We start from the raw sequence: 17,499 nt of genomic DNA on the forward strand, positions 1-17,499 counted from the left end.
TCGGCGTTCAGGCAAATATATCTGCCAGAAGCCTCACCAGTGCATTTGCCGGTTCAAGAACCAACCACTGGAATACCGGCAGGTCGATGCCAAGCTGCGTTGTCACATAGGGCAGCAGAAAGACCAAGCCGATCAAGATGATCATGCCGGTTTTTTCCATACGCGCCAAGACCCGCGCAACCGGCATTGGTGAAATCGCTGTCAAAACCCGCCCACCATCAAGCGGCGGAATTGGCAGCATATTGAAGACCGCCAGGATGCAATTCAGCCAAAGTGACTGATTAAGCATGGTGGAAAGCCAGTCATTGACCGCCGGAGAGAAGCTTGGCAGCCAAACCAGTAGCAGGATGGATGCAACGGCAAGTGCAACGTTTGTCGCCGGACCGGCAATCGCGACGCCGATCACTCCCAAACGTTGCGGATGCAGGCGATGAAATGCCACTGGTACCGGTTTCGCATAGCCAAACAGAAACGGTGCTGCTGTCACCAACAGCAAACCCGGGATAAGGACGGTGCCGACCGGGTCAATGTGCCGGATGGGGTTCAAACTCAGTCGGCCCATCCGTTGCGCGGTGTCATCGCCAAACAATTTCGCGGCAAAACCATGCGCAGCTTCGTGCAAGGTCACGGCAAGCAGAACCGGAATAATCCACGTCGTTGCCGAGATGATCAGGTCAATCGTGTCATTCACTTCTGATCATCTCCTGCCGACCAGACCGGTGCCAGAAGTGTCGCCAGACGCACCTGCCAATCGGCGACCTGGGTGCCGTCCGGCACATCGGCCTTAAAGGTCGCGATCTGGTTGGTAAAGGTCTGAGCGCGTTGCAAAGAACTGCCCGACAGAAGCGGCGCCATGGAGACAACCTCTTCCATCTCGGTGCGCTTGCCATTGCAATGAAGTGCGATGTCGCATCCGGCTCGCAGGCACTCATGCGTGCGGCTGGCGATTGAACCACCAAGGGCTTCCATCGACAGATCATCACTGATCAGAAGGTTTTCAAAGCCGATTTCACCGCGAATAACGTCTTCAATGACCTTGGGCGATACTGTGCCGGGGCGCTGATCGTCAATGGCCGTAAACAGCAGGTGAGCCGACATCGCAGCCAACACATCCTTCATCTGCGCAAACGGCGCAAAATCAAACTCGGAAAGCGTATCGCGCGATACGCTGACAATTGGCAAATCCTTGTGGCTGTCGACTGTTGCCCGGCCATGACCCGGAATATGTTTGATGATCGGGGCAATGCCACCATCCAGAAGGCCAGCCGCCACGGCACTGGCGAGCATGACCACCTTACCGACCTCGGCGCCATACGACCGGTCCCCGATAACGTCACTCATACCTGGCAGGCGCAGATCAAGAACCGGCGCACAGGTCGTATTGAACCCGGCTTCGCGCAGGTCCATGGCCATCAGGCGTGTATTGGTATAGGCCGCTTCGCGGGCATCATCTGGATTGCGATCAAACAGATCCCCGAATGCGCCAGCAGGCGCAATATGGCGCCAGTGCGGCGGCTTCAGCCGCATCACACGCCCGCCTTCCTGATCAACCAGAATGGGAACGTTGCTGTTGCCAACCGTTTCACGCAGCGCATCGGTTAGCGCACGTACTTGGTCATGATCTTTAACGTTACGGGCAAACAGAATGAAACCAAACGGATCAGCTTCGCGCAGAAAACCTTTTTCCCAATTGCCAAGCTCCGTCCCGGCAATCCCAAGAATACAGGCACGTGGCTTTTTGACTTCAAGGCCGGACAATGAGGCACCCCACACTGCGTTCTTTCAGATCTGCACAAAGCTTTTCGGCGGCACCTGCATCGCCAAGTGGGCCCGCCTGCAACCGATAGAAGACACCTTTTCCTTCGATATCAATACGTTGCACAAACATTTCAAGGTTGCCAAGCAAGTCTTTGTTTTTCGACGATAACCGCTTCCACTCTGCCGCAGCACCCGCTTCTTCACGTACCGATGCAAGTTGAACACGAAATGCCCCCGCGTCTGCTACTTCTTGTTCGGCAGGCGCCGGTTCTTCTTTGGCTGCTTCCACCTGTTCGGCGGCCGCGGTTTCATTGGTCCGGCTTTTGGCGGCTGCAACCGCTTTTTCGGCGTCGGTCAGATCCGGCTCGTCGATTTCCGGTGCTTCAACGACTGTATCAGCAGCTAGGCCTTGCGACTCTTGCACCTGTTGGACGGTTTCTTCCATCGATGATTCTTCAACTGTTTCAGTCGTTTCATCATCCCCCTGTGCCTTCGCGGTCGGCACAGCTTCTGGCGCGCGTGGCATGTCCGGCAATTCCTGCAAAACCACATTTGCGTCCGGATCGACATCGCTTAGCTGATCGTAAACAGTCGTTTCGCGATGCGGAACCTCCATGCCACCCGGATCTTCCGGGCGGATCTTGATCGGTGATGGATCAGGCAAAAGGATCGGCAAATTGCCGTCATCCTGAATTGGCTGCCCCTGATTGTAAAACCAGTAACCTGCCCCACCCAGCGCACCACCGATAACGACAAGACCAAGAAACACGGTCGCAAGCCCTTTGATCATGCTTTTGCCAGCGGGCTTTTCTGATCCGTAATGATCGGCGCGCTCTGCATGAAGGTCGGAACCGTGTTCTTCGCTCATATCTTACATCTCCTCGACGGGCGTGACGCCCAACACCTCAAGACCGGATGCAATGACCGTCGCAACCGCACGGATCATCGCCAGACGTGCCAGAGTCGCCGGCAGATCATCGGCAACGATGAAGCGCAGTGCGGTGTTGTCACGTCCCTTATTCCACAATGCATGGAATTCTGCGGCAATTTCTGTCAGGAAAAAGGCAATGCGATGGGGTTCGTGTGCGATTGCCGCCTGTTCGACGATACGCGGCCATTCTGCCATGCGGCGAACCAATAGTTTCTCTTCTTCGGTGCTTAGCAACGACAGATCTGCGGATGACAGTGTTTTTTCCGAAAGGTCCTGCCCCGGGAATGCTTCAGCCGCCTGCCGGAAGACCGAGTTGATGCGCGCATGGGCATACTGAACGTAGAAGACAGGGTTGTCCTTGGACTGTTCGGTCACCTTGGCGAAGTCAAACTCAAGGGCGGCGTCGTTCTTGCGTGTCAACATGATGAAACGCACCACGTCTTTGCCAACGCGCTCCACCACATCGCGCAGCGTAACAAAGGTTCCTGCGCGCTTGGACATTTTAACCGGCTCGCCATTGTCAAACAGGCTGACAAGCTGGCAAAGCTTGATATCAAGATCGCCCTCGCCGTGCGTAATCGCCTTGGTGGCCGCCTTCATGCGTTTGACGTAACCGCCATGATCGGCACCAAAGATGTCGATCATCAGGTTAAAACCGCGCTCGTACTTATCAAAGTGATAGGCGATGTCGGACGCAAAATAGGTCCAGCTGCCATCCGATTTCTTCAGCGGACGGTCTACATCATCGCCAAATTCGGTCGCTCGGAACAACGTTTGCGGGCGCGGCTCCCAGTCATCGGGCTTCTTGCCTTTCGGTGGCTCCAGCACGCCGACATAAATGTCACCCTTTTTCTCAAGATGCTCGAATGCTGACTGAACCTTTCCAGCCTTGACCAGTCCGTCTTCAGAGGTGAAGACATCATGGGCAACGCCAAGAAGACGCAGGTCTTCCTTGATCAAAGCCATCATTTCGACAATCGCGAAATTACGGAATTCCTCAAGCCAGTCTTCTTCGGGCGCGTTTTGCCATTTGTTGCCATCGCGCTCGGCCATTTTCTTACCCGGCGCAACCAGATAGTCACCCGGATAAAGGCCTTGCGGGATTTCGCCAATATCTTCGCCAAGCGCCTCGCGATAGCGCAGATGAAGCGACCGGGCCAAGACATCAACCTGCGCGCCGGCATCGTTGGTGTAGTATTCTTTGGTCACGGCATAACCGGCCTTGCCAAGCAGATTGGCCAGAACGTCACCCACAACGGCCCCACGGCAATGACCGACATGCATCGGGCCGGTCGGGTTGGCTGAAACATACTCGACGTTGATCTTTTCACCCTTGCCAAGATCGCTGTTGCCGTATCCCGTGCCGACTTCAAGCACTTTGCTCACCTGGGATAGCCAGAACTGATCGGCCATGCGCAAGTTGATGAAACCGGGGCCAGCAATCTCGACGTTCTCGATATGATCAAGACCACGAAGCTTTTCTGCAAGTTTCTCGGCCAGATCCCGCGGCTTCATTCCAGCAGCCTTTGAAAGCAACATCGCCGCATTGGTTGCAGCGTCCCCGTGCGACGCATCGCGCGGCGGCTCGACCGTCACACGTGTCGTGTCAGTTCCGGAAGGAAGAACACCATCTTTTTCAAGGGCGAGAAGCTGATTCTCGATGTCGCTTTTCAACAGGCTGAAAACATTCATGACTTGGAACTTTATAATTTCTGGTTCTGACCGGACAGGCCAATTGACTGGCGCCTGTTTTGAGCCATTTCACCTTAAAACGCAAGTCACCCTTGTCAGGACCCCTGACAGGTTTTGACATTTCTGCCATGCGCGCTAAATAGAGACTTAAATACAGCGTTCCGACCATGCTATGATGTGTTCACAGAACGCAAACATGCCTGCCCAGGCAGGCTGGAGACCAAGGAGTGTTGAATGACCGATTCTTCTCGGCAAGTTCAAATGACTGAAAGTGCTGCGAAACGCATTCAGGAACTTATTGCAACCGAAGGTGCCGCGAACACGATGCTGCGCCTGCAAGTCTCTGGCGGCGGTTGCAGCGGGTTCCAGTATGAGTTCTCGCTCGATTCAGACACCACCGATGAAGATCTTATCTTCGAAAACCACGGTGCGAAAATGGTGATTGATGAAGTATCGCTCGACCTTCTGGGCGGTGCAGAGATCGATTTCGTGCGTGAATTGGTTGGTTCGGCGTTTCGTGTGAACAACCCGAATGCCACGTCCTCTTGTGGTTGCGGATCTAGTTTCTCGATTTGATCCGGATCTACAAACCGATTTATGAAACGGGGTTCGTTGATGGCGAACCCCGTTTTGTTTGACCAGATACCCCAAAAACCGAGGCCCGAATGAAAATCGCCACCTGGAATGTCAACTCAATCAAGGCCCGCCTGCCAAACATTCTTGAATGGTTACAGGACGGGAAACCGGATGTGGTTCTTTTGCAGGAAACCAAAACGGTCGATGATGCATTCCCGGCAATGGAGATCGAGGATCTCGGCTACAATATCGCGGTGCATGGTCAGAAAACCTATAACGGTGTCGCTATCCTTTCAAAGTTCCCGATTGACGATGTCGAACGCGGTCTTCCCGGTAACGATGACGATGACCAGGCACGCTATATCGAAGCGACCATTTCCTCGCCCAACCCGGTTCGGGTCGCCTCGATCTATGTTCCGATGGGAACTGCCGTTGGCGACAAGAAGTTTGATTACAAACTGAACTTCCTTGACCGTCTGATCACCCGGTTTGATAAAATTCGCGCCAGCGGTGAGGCCGCCGTCATGGGCGGTGATTACAACATTGCGCCCGATGACATGGATGTCTATGACCCGGTGAAGCTGCGCGAAACCGTGTTGTGCACAACGGTTGAACGCAAGCGTCTGCGCACCATGATGAATATGGGCTTTACCGACGCATTCCGGACCTTCAACCCGAAAGGCCATCAATATAGTTGGTGGGACTATCGTGCAGGTGCGTGGAACAAGGATAATGGCCTTCGTATCGACCATCTTCTTTTGACCCCGGCCGCGGCAGACAGACTAAGCGCATCCGATATCGACCGCGATCCTCGTGGTAAGGAAAAGGCATCTGATCACACACCTGTATGGTGCATGATCGACGACTGACCAGTTGCGTTCATTGATATAACAAAGGGCCGCACCAGTCAGGGTGCGGCCCTTTTTATTTGTTGTACGTTTCGGGTCTTATTCAGCTGCCTGCTGCATCGCGCTGCGATAGGCAACGATGTCTTCAATGCTGATGACGACCAAATCGTGGGATTTGGCATATTCGATCAATTCGGGCAGTCGCGCCATGGTGCCATCCGGGTTGGTGACTTCACACAGTACACCTGCGGGCTTAAAGCCAGCCAGACGCATCAAATCAACAGTGCCTTCGGTATGGCCACGACGTTCCAGAACCCCACCTGGACGGGCGCGCAGCGGGAACACATGACCCGGACGCGCCAGATCACTTGGTTTGGTGTCATCCGCTATGGCCGTTTTAACGGTGGTGACACGGTCAGCGGCAGATACCCCGGTGGTTACGCCAACCTTGGCTTCAATGGTGACGGTAAAGCCGGTCCCCATGCTTGAGGTGTTGTCTGAGACCATCGGAGGCAGTTCAAGTTCCGTTGCCTTTTCGTCGGTCAAACACAGACAGACAATGCCACTGCAATCGCGGATCAACATTGCCATCTGTTCATTGGTCAGATTTTCTGCGGAAAAGATAAGATCGCCTTCATTTTCGCGATCTTCGTCATCAACAACCAATACACCTTTACCCTGGCGCAGATCATCAAGCGCACGTTCCATGCGCACATGCGGATCGCCAAAGATCGAAAGATCGGATTGTTTTTCAATACTCTGATTCATAACCGTCCTCTACGGATGGGGCTTACGAACCAGGGCAACAAAGAAAGGCCCGCTCTGCGGCAAATTGCCACATTGCGGTCGCAGTCAGACGGCACGTCAGTCACGCAAAAGCGCTCCTGTCATCACCGTCACGCTTTATCCTCTCCCATCCGGACTATTACCGTCGGCTCCGGAATCTCACCGGATCTGCTGACCCCAAAAGTCTTTCGACCTGTGGGCGCTCGCGGGCTTCCCAGAAAACTGGATTACCGCCGGTCGGGATTTGCACCCTGCCCTGAGAATAAGCGCCGTGTTTCAACGACAAACGCCGATCATAATTGATCGACAGGCGCACTTTATGAAAGCGCATCTGCGTTGTCAAACACCTTAAAACCATTGAAAAGTTGGCAGCTAAATTTCCGAAAGGACTTTGCCCGCACGGAAATGGAAATCACAACCGGTTTTGCGTGCCTCGCGCGGGGCCCACTGGCAAACCGCACATCTTTTGTCCGAAGTACGGCGCTTTGATTTGCATTCCCGATGTAGATAGCTGCCAAGCATTGCGTCAATATAACTGCCTTCAAATACATCGACGCCCAGGCTACGCCCCATTCTAAGGGCGGTTCGACTGTCGCACCGCGTCAGGATAAGACTTTGATCCGCAAACAGTTCGGCAAATTCGCGCAACCTGTCTGCGACCTCTGCACGACGGGACCCAACAATGTTTTGATCCCAGATCACCTTGATGAAATCGACATTCACTTTGCGTGGCGACAGGAACTCCAGTGCAGGTAATGTTATTCGATCCAGACCGACCTGAATTCCCAGCGAGTGCAAGAACTCACAGGCATCTTCGAATTCCCACCAGTTCGCAATCGCGTTCTCCATCGAGAATTCAATCGCCATATTCTCAATCAGCCTTCCATCATGCTCGGCGATGAAATCGGTGAACTTGTCGGTATGTACTGTCTGAATTTGCATATTCAAATGCAATTTATCGGGCAAGATTGCAGGTGCTATGGACGCTGTGACTTCCATGATCTTTTCATCAAGCACCCGCGACAGAATTTCGATCTCACCCGGTCCTTCCAGAAGAAAACTGGCAAGATGATGTTGGCGCAGGTAATCCAGTGAACAATAGATTTCATGGCCAAGGATTTCGCGGCGACTGTCTTCAAAACCGACAATTGCCTGTCTGCGGCACGAATCAAATACTGCTTCGGTTGTAATCGCACCGCGGAGCATTTCGGCCATGTCAAAACGCTCTGCCGCTGCACTGGCCGGCCGCTCTGCAAGTGAAATCCCCAACAAATCGCCAAGCTTTTCCTGGTCTTTTGGCCATTCGAAACGGTTCCAGAGATTGTCCGGAATATGGCCAAGCCCTTGCCTGTCAATCACGTCCGTCAGGATTTCACGGATATGCTCGACAAAGGTCTGATCATCGCTGTCCCAAGCACCTGCGCGTGCAAACGCCACCATCCCGTTTTCAAGACGGTGGACTTTGGTGTTTTCGGGCAGATTGTGAAAAGCATCGCGCGTGATCGCCTGATAATCTTCTGTACCAAGACGAAGATCAGCCGGAATATTCAGGATGCCCAATGAAGGAGACTTGCCGTTAGCTGCGTGTTTGCGCAAGCTTTCGATAAATCGGTTTATGGTCAGCGCGGGTTTGGTCGAGTGGGAGTTCATGAGCATTCCTGTGTGAATCGGTCACACCATATGCCACAAACTTGGTTAACTCAACCTAAACAACTATACCATTGCATAGTGATTCCTCCACCTTTAGAGCGAGTTTGGTGAAGAAGGTACTCGCTGGCACGCCGACAACATAGCCATCAATACGATCAACAACCCGCAGCCCCTGAAGCGCGTTGGCGGTAAAGACCGCATCAAACTCACGCAATTCCTCGGGCGTTTTGGGATCTGTGCTGATTTCAAGTTCGGCTTCCTCGGCCCACTGCAGGACATAATCCCGGGCAAGGCCACAGAGAATCCCGGTATCTTCATCCGGCGTCCACAGGCTGTCACCAGCGATACCAAACAGGTTGGCAACACTTGTCTCAGCCACGTGGCCGTCTGCCGACAGGATAATGGCATCATCTGCACCGTATTTCCGGACTTCCTGTTTGGCGGCGATGTTATCAAGGTAGTTGGTGCTTTTGATGCTACCCGCCACCGAATGCGCGTTCCGGCGCACTTTTTCCGACGTTGCGACGACAAGGCCAACATTGGGATCGACCGGGTCGAACGGTGCAGCTGTGATCAGGATGGTCGGGTCTGGTGAATCTGGCGGCAAAATGCCACGCTCTCCCGGACCACGAGAAACTGTCATACGAACAACTGCGTCCTTGCGGTGAACTTGCTCAAACAAGGCTTGGACAACGCTTTCGACTTCTTCGGTCTCTGGCAAAAGATCAAGCGGAAACTCGATCAGCTCTGCGTGATGATCAAGCCGCCCCATATGAGCGTCAAGCCAGGCAATCTTTCCTTCGTGGGCGCGCATGGTTTCGAAAAAACCGTCACCAAGAAGAAAGCCCCGGTCCGTTACCGGAATCGACGCTTCATCAAGATCGCAAAAACTGCCATTCATCCAAACCTGCATAGCCCGATCCCTTTTAGTCGTTATCGGCTCCCTTCCCGGAAGCGCATTTCAGAAAGTTGGCCAAAAGCATGTGGCCCTGCTCCGTCAGGACAGCCTCGGGATGAAACTGAACGCCATAAAGTGGCAGGGTTGCATGGGCAAATGCCATGACCTCCCCGTCTGGTCCCGTTGCTGTCTCAATCAAACTGCCATCATTTGGCAAATCAACAATTAACGAATGGTAGCGCGTTACTTGCAAAGGATTGTTTAATCCGGCGAACAAACCAGTCCCGGTGTGTTTTATGTATGATGTCATGCCATGCACAGGGCGCTTTGCCCGTTTTACGGTTCCGCCAAAGGCCTGCGCGATCGATTGATGACCAAGACATACCCCCAACATCGGGTAGTCGTTCTTAAGGGTGCTGATAAGTTCAAGACTGTTGCCTGCTTCATCCGGCCCGCATGGTCCGGGTGAGAATACAATTGCCTCAGGCATCATGCGACGAACATCATCCGCGGTAATATCGTCATTTCGAACAACTTTGACCGCATGACCCAGTTCTTCGAGGTAACGAGCAAGATTAAAAACAAAGGAATCATAGTTATCAATCAGCAGGATCATTTCAGATCCTTTGCATCAATGCCGAACAGTTCGAACATCTTCGCGGCCTTGACCAGTGTTTCTTCGTATTCCAATGCCGGGTCACTATCGGCAACAATTCCGCCGCCCACGTTAAATGCCAGTCTACCACCATTCACGCTGAGTGTTCTGATGGCAATATTGGTGTCCATGGTGCCATCAAACCCGACATACCCAATCGCACCACAATAGGCGCCGCGCGTCGTGCCTTCGAGTTCCGTAATGATTTCCATCGCACGAATTTTCGGAGCACCAGTAATAGACCCACCCGGAAAACAGGCCCGCAACGCATCAATGGCAGTCTTGCCTTCTTTGAGTTCACCCGTCACGGTCGACACCAGGTGATGCACGTTAGCATAGCTTTCAAGTGTACAAAGCGCAGGTGTCTTCACAGTATGAGGTTTACTCACTTTTGACAGGTCGTTTCGCAAAAGATCAACAATCATAACGTTTTCTGCGCGATCTTTTGCAGAAAGCATTAATTCCTGTGCCAATTCCGCGTCACTCAACGGGGTCTCTCCGCGCGGCCGGGTTCCCTTGATCGGTTTGGTTTCGATCTGTCCGTTGGTGACTTTCAGAAACCTTTCAGGTGAATTGGAAAGTACCGCGACATCGCCAAAGTTCAGGAACGCGCCAAAAGGTGCGGAGCTGATGTCACGCAGGCGTCGATACAGGTCAAAGCGCATCGGTATTGCATCGGTTGGATACTCTGCCCGGAAACTTTGAGATAGGTTTGCCTGAAAAATATCGCCCGCAAAAATGTAGTCAATGACGCTTTGTACAGCTGCCTCATATGCCTTGCGATCAAAGTTTGATTGCCAGTTCGAGATGATCGGCGCGTGCGGAACTGCGGGCGTATCGATCAACGGTTTGGCAAGTTTCAGGTACTTGCGAACCAAGCTCATACGATCCTTGGCGCGTTGATCACGTTTCGGCCCGGGCGTTTCGGGAATACCACTAGAAATCAACCACATGCGTCGATCATGCTGGTCAAACGCAATCACCAGATCATAGATGCCAACCGCCATATCCGGCATTGAAAGCCAGTCATTCGCTGCTTTGGGCAGGACTTCGGTCTGGTGCGCCAGTTCATATCCAAAATAGCCAACAGCCCCACCCTGAAATGGTGGAAGCCCCTCCTCGGTCTGAACTGGATATCGTCCCAGAAGATCATCAAGCACATCAAACGGATCGCCGGGTACGTCAAAACCATCAAGTACCACCTGCCCGTTCTTTGCCGTTAGCTTGTGTAATGGCGACACCACAATGTAGGAAAACCGGTCGCGGTCTCCGGAATCAAGAAAGTGGCTATCGGCAAAGACCGAAAACGCGCCGTAGGCATCGACCGGCTCGATATAGGGACATTCTTCTATCAGCATTCAACAGGGGCAATCTTGCGGGAAAAGGGATCAAAACCGCCGCGAAGTGCGGATCACAGCCAAGTCTGTAACAAGGAATGCAAAATTAAGCGATTCTTTTGCAATCTGACGAAGGGTTTTTATCAATCAAAGTTGATTTTCGAACCGAACAAAAGAAAAGGCCAACCCATCAAGGTTGGCCTTTTGTCATTTCAGATCGAACTTCCGATCACATCGAGGCGATACGTGCGAAAGCATCATTGAGTTTGGCCAACGTGTCCTTGGCCTCTTCAAGTTTGGCTTTCTCCGCACTCACGATATGTTCAGGCGCGCGGCTAACAAACTTCTCGTTCGACAGTTTGCCTTCCTGAGCTTTGATGTATTTCGTCTTGTCCTGAATTTCCTTTTCAAGACGCGCTTTTTCGGCGGCCACATCGATGAAATCGGCGACAGACACGAAGACCGTCACCCCGTCAACCACAGTCTGGATCGCGCCCTTGGCAATTGCTTCGACATCACCCTGCCCTTTGAAGGCAATCTCAGCCACGCGTGCAAGGCGTTTCACCTGGGCTTCCTGTGCGGAAACAGCGGCCTTCATCGCGTCAGATGCATCCACCAGATAAATTGGAACTTCGGCCGCCGGCGGAACATTCATTTCCGAACGCACGCCACGGATATTCCCGATCAGGCGGATGGCAAGATCAACTTCGGCTTCTGCCTCACGATCAATCAGGGCGTCGTCAAATGACGGATAACCTTCGGCAATCAGCATTTTGGCACGACTATCTGCCGTCTTGTCCCAAAGTTCCTCGGTGATAAATGGCATGATCGGGTGCAAGATCAGAAGGATCTGATCAAGAACCCACGCGGTGACGGCCCTGATTTCAGCCTTGGCTTCTTCGTCATTGCCCATCAGAACCGGTTTGGCCAGCTCCAAATACCAGTCGCAGAAAGAACCCCAGACGAACTGATAGGCACTGCTGGCCGCATCGTTGAAACGATAGGTCTCAATACCGGTGCCGACCGACTTCGCAGCTTCAACCGTTTTACCAACGATCCAGCGCCCAAGGACCGATTTCACTTCGCTTGGGTCAAAGCCCTCAACCGGCTTGCATTCGTTCATCTCGGCAAAGCGCGCAGCATTCCAAAGCTTCGTTGCGAAGTTTCGGTAACCTTCAACACGTGAAGCGGCAAGCTTGATGTCGCGTCCCTGTGCCGCAAGGGCTGTCAGGGTGAAACGCAGGGCGTCACAACCGTATTCATCAATGATTTCAAGCGGATCGATCACGTTGCCCTTGGACTTGGACATCTTCTGGCCGTGCTCGTCGCGAACAAGTGCATGAATATACACATCACGGAACGGTACTTTGCCGTCCATGAAATACATGCTCATCATGATCATCCGGGCAACCCAGAAGAAGATGATGTCAAAGCCGGTAACCAGAACATCGCCCGGATAATATTTGGCAAGCTCAGGCGTCTTTTCCGGCCATCCCAGCGTTGAATACGGCCACAGGCCAGACGAGAACCAGGTGTCAAGAACGTCGGTTTCCTGCGTCAGTTCGACATCCTTGCCGTAATGGGCCTTGGCAGCTGCCTTGGCTTCCTCTTCGGTCTCTTCGACAAAAAACTCGCCGTCCGGGCCGAACCATGCGGGGATACGATGCCCCCACCACAGCTGACGCGAAATACACCATGGCTGGATGTTACGCATCCACTCAAAATAGGTATTTTCCCAGTTCTTTGGCACAAAGCGAATGCGGCCGTCTTCAACCGCTTCGGTTGCCGGCTTCGCAAGAACCTTGGCATTTACAAACCACTGATCGGTCAGATACGGCTCGATCACGACGTTGGAACGGTCGCCATAGGGGACCATATGGACGGTATCTTCGATCTTCTCAAGCAGACCTAGTTCATCCATCTTGGCGACAATCTGTTTGCGGGCTTCAAAGCGATCCAGACCGCGGTATTCCTCGGGCGCTTCGTCATTGATGCACGCGTGGTCATCCATGATGTTGATTTTTTCAAGTCCGGCGCGTTTGCCGACCTCAAAGTCATTGAAATCATGGGCTGGCGTAATTTTAACAGCGCCAGAACCTTTTTCCGGATCAGCATATTCGTCTGCAACGATTTTGATACGACGCCCGACAATCGGCAGGATGCAATATTTACCAACCAGATCCTTGTAACGTTTGTCGTCCGGATGCACGGCAATACCCGTATCGCCCAGCATCGTTTCCGGACGCGTGGTCGCAACCGTTACAAATTCGCCGTCGCGCCCCTCAATCGGATATTTGAAGTGCCAATAGTGGCCTTTGACCTCTTTCTGAACGACTTCAAGGTCGGAAATCGCCGTCAATAGTTTCGGGTCCCAGTTGACCAGACGCTTGTCACGGTAAATCAGACCATCTTTGTGCAGCTTGACGAACACCTTGCGCACAGCGGCCGACAGGCCATCATCCATGGTGAAGCGTTCACGCGGCCAATCCGGTGACGCGCCCAGACGACGCAGCTGATTGGTGATGGTCCCACCGGATTTTTCTTTCCACTCCCAGACCTTCTCGACGAACTTTTCACGACCAAGATCATGACGCGTGACATTCTGTTCGCCAAGCTGGCGCTCAACCACCATCTGGGTTGCAATCCCGGCGTGGTCAGTACCTGGCTGCCAAAGGGTATCTTTACCCTGCATCCGGTTGTACCGGATCAGGATATCCTGAAGCGTAAAGGTCAGTGCGTGCCCCATGTGGAGGCTGCCGGTCACGTTGGGCGGCGGCATCATGATGACATAGGGATCGGCGCTTGAGCTCACATCGCAGGCAAAGGCCCCTGCTTTTTCCCATTTATCGTAAAGTCTGCCTTCAACATCGGCCGGGTTGTAGGTCTTCTCCAACATGGTCTTTTGATCCGCTGCGGGTTTCATCAGTTATACAAAGAAAAAGCGGCGCACCGTTGGCGCGCCGCTCGAATGTTAAAATCGGCTCGCCTACAGGTCTTCGGCGCGGTTCACGATCCGCTCGATTTCCTTTTTCACAAGGCGTTCGATCATATAGGGAAGGTTTTCGTCAAGCCATTCCTTAAGCAACGGACGAAGCATGTCACGCACCAGATCCTCTAGGGTGGCATGCCCGGCATTGACGCCAAGGGCCACAGCGCGTTTCTTTGCAACAGCTTGCGCCAATTCCGAGATGGTTCCGGTCGCTGTTGATTCCGTCATATTGGAAATCAGCGGCTCGTCATCATCCTCGTCGTCATAAAGGGCTGGCATTGCCGGTTCGGGCTCTGGCTCGGGTTCCGGCTCTTCAAATTCCTCATCCAAAGGGGTTTCATCGAAATCGAGCATATCGTCGAGTTCGAGGTCTTCCTCTTCTTCCGGTTCATCGAGTTCCAGTTCCTCTGGCTCGTCGTCGAATTCAAGCTCTTCTGGCTCTTCATCAAGAACGAGTTCGTCGATTTCTTCTTCTGGCTCGGGCTCAGGTTCTGGTTCCGGCTCGGGCTCAGGTTCTGGCTCGGGTTCCGGCGTCGGTTCGGGTTCAGGAGCAGCTTCCTGTTTTTCTTCATCCCCTTCATCAGCAAGAATCTTGCGGATCGACTGGAGGATATCCTCCATGGAAGGTTCTTGTTGCCCGTCACTCATAATTAAACTTCCGCACTAGTGTCATTTAACCAGACCGATCCGACCCAAGTCCGAAGGCAGGGTGATTCACCCTGCCCCGACCATCAACAAATCAATCCGTTCCCCACCACTGGTCCTTGACCTTTTTATAGTTGGACTCAGTGTCATAAATTTCGACCGGCAGACCAAGGACCTGCGCATTAAGCGCCCCCATGGCGGCCTTTACCTGAAATTCCGCAACTGCAGCGTCACGACGTGAACCGACAAGATCCACACGGGCCTGCAATAGTTCCTGTTCCTGATCAAGAACGTCAAGAACTGTACGTGAACCTACAGATGCTTCTCGTTGAACGCCATCAAGGGCGACTTCCGCCGATGAAACCTGCGCTTGTTGCGATTCGATACTTGCACGTGCTGTAACAAGCGTTTCCCATGCACTGGTCGCATTTTCGATCACCGAACGGCGCGCTTCATCGATCTGTATCCGCGCCTGTCCAGCAGTCTGTTTTGCCGAACGCACGTCCGAGAAAACGGCACCTTGCTGATAAAGCGGAATGGAAACCGATGCGATGATATCTGCGCTATCGGCCGTAAAATCCTCGGTCGAGGCTTCATGCGCCCGCTCAACACCAGCTGCCAGGGTGACTTCCGGGTACAGCGAACCTTCGCTCAGTTGGATATCAGACTGCGCTGCTTGTTCGGTATAGACCGCCTGAAGAACTTCAGGGTGCTGGTCCTGCGCGATCGCCAGGACATCGGAAATGCTGGTCGGCAACCCGGCAAGCGGATTGGGAATTTCAAGGTTGCTTGGCGGATTTCCCACAAGGCGCTCGTACTGTGCGCGGGTATTGGCCAAGGCGCCCTGTGCTGAAATCAAATTAGCTTTTGCGCCCGCAAGGCGCGCTTCAGCCTGGGAAACGTCCGTGCGCGTTACCTCGCCGACTTCAAACCGATCACGGGTGGCTTCCAGCTGACGTTCCAGAACGCGGACGTTATTCTGATTAAGCTCGACAACAGCCGTATCCCGCAGAACATTGAAGTAAACCGTTGCGACTTGAAGCATCACATCCTGCTCGGTCGAGCGCAGCGAAGCGCGCCCTGCCTTGATACGGGCTTCCGCGCGTTCGGTTTCTGCTGTCGTGCGCCCGCCACGATAAAGCGGCTGTGTAACATCAAGACCAACAGTATAAGGTGTCAGGCTGTTGTCGGTGTTGGTGCTATTGACCTCGGTCTCGTAGTCGCGAACACCTGCGCTGCCCGAAAGGCTTACGCTTGGACGCCAGTTTGACAGCGCCGATGAAATTTCTTCGTCAGTCGAGCGCAAAGCGGCACGACCGGCTTCGAGTGTCGGGTTGCTCTGATATGCCTTGATAAGAGCTTCTTCCAGGCTTTCTGCAGAGGCACCGTTGGCAAGAACACCTCCGGTGGCCAGAATACTGCAGGTCAGCAAGAACCGTTTGATCATTTATCTACCCTTGTAAAATCCTACACCAAGTCCCGACCCCGGCGCAGTTTCACGTATGGTAACGACGGAAAGAAAATTTTCCAAGAAAAGAGGCATTTGCATCAAAAAAAAGTAATGTGCCCCGTTTTCTCCGTCATTGCCGTTTTCAATCGTAGCGGCTCATATCACGCTCAATTTCAAGCGCCCATGCATCTATACCGCCGCGAACATTAAAAACCTCTTTAAATCCATGGTCCTCAAGGAACCGGCCAGCATGACGACTGCGAACGCCATGATGACAGATGATTGCCAAAGGCACATCAGGCGCCAGTTCACCCACCCTGCTCGAAAGCTCGGAAAGTGGAACATGCAGCGCCTGACTGATAGAGCAGATTTCAAGTTCCCAGTCTTCCCGAACATCAAGCAAGGCAATAGGCTGATTGCTATTTAGCCTTGCCGAAAGTTCAGTACAACTGATGTCTCGCACCATCAAACCCCAAACCGGACTCGATCCGGTCGAAACACAGAATCAGAAGACAAAGCGTTCTGCCGGCTCGAACCCAGGAAGGTATGGGATATTCGCATCAAACAGATCGCGATGACCAATCACGCCATTTTCACGTTCATAAAGGCGTGCGACACCCACCTTGCCGGGCTCACGCACGACAGCCAGCAAACGACCGCCGTCGGAAACCTGATCAAGGATTGTCGCAGGAACATCGGCGACCGCACCGTCAAAGATAATCACGTTATAGGGTGCCTGTTTGGCATAACCGGTGGCCATGTCACCTTCGACAACAATAACGTTGTCATAGTTTTCCGCCTGGAAGGTTGCCTCGGCTGCCGCGGCCATTTCCTTGTCGCTTTCGACGGAAACGACAGTTTCAGCAACGCGTGAAATCAGTGCACTGGAATAGCCGTAACCAGCCCCAATAACCAGCGCAACGTCCGTTTCAGCAATTTGTGCGCTTTGCATAAGGCGTGCGATGACCATCGGCTCCATGGCAAAACGTCCGCCACCGACGGCAATGTCCTCATCGATATATGCGACACCGCGCTTGCCTTCTGGCAGGAACAGTTCGCGCGGAACCCCTTCCATCGCTTCGATGACCAGCGGATCGGTAACCTTGTTGGTCCGAACCTGATTTTCCACCATGTTGTGGCGCGCGACTTGGTAATCCATGTTTATCTGACCTGAAAATTCTCGCGAGAAACAGACCACAGTCCTCTTTTTGTCCCCAAAGACGGCTGCGGCAATTGCCCTGTTTATAGTCAGCACATAAGCAACTGACAACATCGGATCAATGT

General features: G+C 53.2%; 16 protein-coding genes and 1 riboswitch. Of the genes, 2 read left to right on the plus strand and 14 right to left on the minus strand.

Annotated features, from left to right (window positions below):
• Nucleotides 1–7: 7 nt before the first annotated feature.
• The 4 genes from AUQ43_RS04755 to argS are packed head-to-tail and all read right to left on the minus strand — an operon-like array spanning nucleotide 8 to nucleotide 4,381.
• The gene (locus AUQ43_RS04755) at nucleotides 8–691 is read right to left on the minus strand and encodes a site-2 protease family protein (protein WP_062954930.1); all 684 of its coding nucleotides are present in this window, start codon (nucleotides 689–691) and stop codon (nucleotides 8–10) included.
• Nucleotides 688–1,758, minus strand: a complete 1,071-nt coding sequence (gene nagZ, locus AUQ43_RS04760; protein ID WP_232310584.1) for a beta-N-acetylhexosaminidase — start codon at nucleotides 1,756–1,758, stop codon at nucleotides 688–690. The genes AUQ43_RS04755 and nagZ overlap by 4 nt, the downstream gene beginning before the upstream one ends.
• Nucleotides 1,745–2,626, minus strand: coding sequence for an SPOR domain-containing protein (locus tag AUQ43_RS04765; RefSeq protein WP_062954932.1), 882 nt, complete (start codon nucleotides 2,624–2,626; stop codon nucleotides 1,745–1,747). Before AUQ43_RS04765 ends, nagZ begins: the two co-directional genes overlap by 14 nt.
• Before the next feature lie 3 nt (nucleotides 2,627–2,629).
• Nucleotides 2,630–4,381 (minus strand): arginine--tRNA ligase, encoded by a 1,752-nt coding sequence (gene argS, locus AUQ43_RS04770; protein WP_062954933.1) that lies wholly within the window; start codon nucleotides 4,379–4,381, stop codon nucleotides 2,630–2,632.
• Nucleotides 4,382–4,615: 234 nt separating this feature from the next.
• On the opposite strand from argS, the gene erpA reads away from it, so the two are divergent.
• Together erpA and xth are read left to right on the plus strand one after the other, a co-directional pair.
• Complete coding sequence (erpA, locus tag AUQ43_RS04775; protein WP_062954934.1) at nucleotides 4,616–4,957, plus strand: iron-sulfur cluster insertion protein ErpA; 342 nt, start codon at nucleotides 4,616–4,618, stop codon at nucleotides 4,955–4,957.
• A gap of 89 nt (nucleotides 4,958–5,046) precedes the next feature.
• Nucleotides 5,047–5,826: an exodeoxyribonuclease III gene (gene xth, locus AUQ43_RS04780; protein WP_062954935.1), complete on the plus strand. Its 780-nt coding sequence runs from the start codon at nucleotides 5,047–5,049 to the stop codon at nucleotides 5,824–5,826.
• A gap of 78 nt (nucleotides 5,827–5,904) precedes the next feature.
• Here the strand turns inward: xth and ribB are convergent, their stop codons facing one another.
• The 10 genes from ribB to AUQ43_RS04830 all read right to left on the minus strand — a co-directional run bounded on the left by ribB (nucleotide 5,905) and on the right by AUQ43_RS04830 (nucleotide 17,374).
• Nucleotides 5,905–6,573, minus strand: a complete 669-nt coding sequence (gene ribB / locus AUQ43_RS04785; protein WP_062954936.1) for a 3,4-dihydroxy-2-butanone-4-phosphate synthase — start codon at nucleotides 6,571–6,573, stop codon at nucleotides 5,905–5,907.
• A gap of 133 nt (nucleotides 6,574–6,706) precedes the next feature.
• A riboswitch (FMN riboswitch) is annotated at nucleotides 6,707–6,859 on the minus strand.
• Between the two features lie 104 nt (nucleotides 6,860–6,963).
• Complete coding sequence (locus tag AUQ43_RS04790; protein ID WP_062954937.1) at nucleotides 6,964–8,241, minus strand: EAL domain-containing protein; 1,278 nt, start codon at nucleotides 8,239–8,241, stop codon at nucleotides 6,964–6,966.
• 55 nt (nucleotides 8,242–8,296) lie between these two features.
• Entirely contained in the window at nucleotides 8,297–9,154 is an 858-nt protein-coding gene (locus tag AUQ43_RS04795; RefSeq protein WP_062954938.1) for an aminotransferase class IV, read from the minus strand.
• Between the two features lie 13 nt (nucleotides 9,155–9,167).
• Nucleotides 9,168–9,755, minus strand: coding sequence for an aminodeoxychorismate/anthranilate synthase component II (locus tag AUQ43_RS04800; protein ID WP_062954939.1), 588 nt, complete (start codon nucleotides 9,753–9,755; stop codon nucleotides 9,168–9,170).
• Nucleotides 9,752–11,152, minus strand: coding sequence for an aminodeoxychorismate synthase component I (gene pabB, locus AUQ43_RS04805; protein WP_062954940.1), 1,401 nt, complete (start codon nucleotides 11,150–11,152; stop codon nucleotides 9,752–9,754). The genes AUQ43_RS04800 and pabB overlap by 4 nt, the downstream gene beginning before the upstream one ends.
• Before the next feature lie 208 nt (nucleotides 11,153–11,360).
• On the minus strand, nucleotides 11,361–14,027 hold the full coding sequence (locus AUQ43_RS04810) for a valine--tRNA ligase (protein WP_062955265.1): 2,667 nt from the start codon (nucleotides 14,025–14,027) through the stop codon (nucleotides 11,361–11,363).
• Between the two features lie 90 nt (nucleotides 14,028–14,117).
• Nucleotides 14,118–14,741, minus strand: a complete 624-nt coding sequence (locus tag AUQ43_RS04815) for a DUF2497 domain-containing protein (protein WP_062954941.1) — start codon at nucleotides 14,739–14,741, stop codon at nucleotides 14,118–14,120.
• A gap of 118 nt (nucleotides 14,742–14,859) precedes the next feature.
• A complete protein-coding gene (locus AUQ43_RS04820; RefSeq protein WP_062954942.1) occupies nucleotides 14,860–16,212 on the minus strand; it encodes a TolC family outer membrane protein in 1,353 nt (450 codons plus the stop codon).
• Between the two features lie 145 nt (nucleotides 16,213–16,357).
• The gene (locus AUQ43_RS20060) at nucleotides 16,358–16,681 is read right to left on the minus strand and encodes a rhodanese-like domain-containing protein (RefSeq protein ID WP_232310585.1); all 324 of its coding nucleotides are present in this window, start codon (nucleotides 16,679–16,681) and stop codon (nucleotides 16,358–16,360) included.
• 39 nt (nucleotides 16,682–16,720) lie between these two features.
• Nucleotides 16,721–17,374, minus strand: a complete 654-nt coding sequence (locus AUQ43_RS04830; protein WP_062954944.1) for a protein-L-isoaspartate O-methyltransferase — start codon at nucleotides 17,372–17,374, stop codon at nucleotides 16,721–16,723.
• Between the last annotated feature and the right edge of the window lie 125 nt (nucleotides 17,375–17,499).

Origin of the sequence: Thalassospira sp. MCCC 1A01148, from assembly GCF_001613795.1 — a bacterium.
Taxonomy (GTDB): Bacteria; Pseudomonadota; Alphaproteobacteria; order Rhodospirillales; family Thalassospiraceae; genus Thalassospira.